The sequence below is a fragment of the Neobacillus drentensis NBRC 102427 genome (genome assembly GCF_001591445.1).
GTDB classification, from domain to species: domain Bacteria; phylum Bacillota; class Bacilli; order Bacillales; family Cytobacillaceae; genus Neobacillus; species Neobacillus drentensis.
The window spans coordinates 1-1,438 of sequence record NZ_BCUX01000135.1 but is presented as its reverse complement, the minus strand read 5'-3'; the positions used below and the strand labels follow the sequence as shown (position 1 = coordinate 1,438).

Sequence of the window (1,438 nt, the reverse complement as noted above, 5' to 3'; positions counted from 1 at the left end):
TCAACCTGTTGTCCATCGCCTACGCCTTTCGGCCTCGGCTTAGGTCCCGACTAACCCTGAGCGGACGAGCCTTCCTCAGGAAACCTTAGGCATTCGGTGGATGAGATTCTCACTCATCTTTCGCTACTCATACCGGCATTCTCACTTCTAAGCGCTCCACCAGTCCTTACGGTCTAGCTTCAACGCCCTTAGAACGCTCTCCTACCACTGACATCTAAGATGTCAATCCACAGCTTCGGTGATACGTTTAGCCCCGGTACATTTTCGGCGCAGAGTCATTCGACCAGTGAGCTATTACGCACTCTTTAAATGGTGGCTGCTTCTAAGCCAACATCCTGGTTGTCTAAACAACTCCACATCCTTTTCCACTTAACGTATACTTTGGGACCTTAGCTGGTGGTCTGGGCTGTTTCCCTTTTGACTACGGATCTTATCACTCGCAGTCTGACTCCCACGGATAAGTCTTTGGCATTCGGAGTTTGTCTGAATTCGGTAACCCGATGAGGGCCCCTAGTCCAAACAGTGCTCTACCTCCAAGACTCTTACTACGTGAGGCTAGCCCTAAAGCTATTTCGGAGAGAACCAGCTATCTCCAAGTTCGATTGGAATTTCTCCGCTACCCACACCTCATCCCCGCACTTTTCAACGTGCGTGGGTTCGGGCCTCCATCCAGTGTTACCTGGACTTCACCCTGGACATGGGTAGATCACCTGGTTTCGGGTCTACGACCACATACTCATACGCCCTATTCAGACTCGCTTTCGCTGCGGCTCCGTCTTTTCAACTTAACCTTGCATGGGATCGTAACTCGCCGGTTCATTCTACAAAAGGCACGCTATTACCCATTAACGGGCTCTAACTACTTGTAGGCACACGGTTTCAGGAACTATTTCACTCCCCTTCCGGGGTGCTTTTCACCTTTCCCTCACGGTACTGGTTCACTATCGGTCACTAGGGAGTATTTAGCCTTGGGAGATGGTCCTCCCTGCTTCCGACCGGATTTCTCGTGTCCGGCCGTACTCAGGATCCACTCAGGAGGGAACGAAGTTTCGACTACAGGGTTTTTACCTTCTATGACGGACCTTTCCAGGTCGCTTCATCTACCCCGTTCCTTTGTAACTCCATGTTGAGTGTCCTACAACCCCAAGAGGCAAGCCTCTTGGTTTGGGCTATGTCCCGTTTCGCTCGCCGCTACTCAGGGAATCGCGTTTGCTTTCTCTTCCTCCGGGTACTTAGATGTTTCAGTTCCCCGGGTATGCCTTCCATACCCTATGTATTCAGGTAAAGATACTGTTCCATTACGAACAGTGGGTTCCCCCATTCGGAAATCTCCGGATCAAAGCTTACTTACAGCTCCCCGAAGCATATCGGTGTTAGTCCCGTCCTTCATCGGCTCCTAGTGCCAAGGCATTCACCGTGCGCCCTTTCTAACTTAACC

General features: G+C 51.1%; 1 rRNA gene. It reads right to left on the bottom strand.

What is annotated here, in order from left to right:
* Positions 1-1,438: ribosomal RNA gene (locus BDR01S_RS24525) — 23S ribosomal RNA — on the bottom strand; the annotation flags it as partial.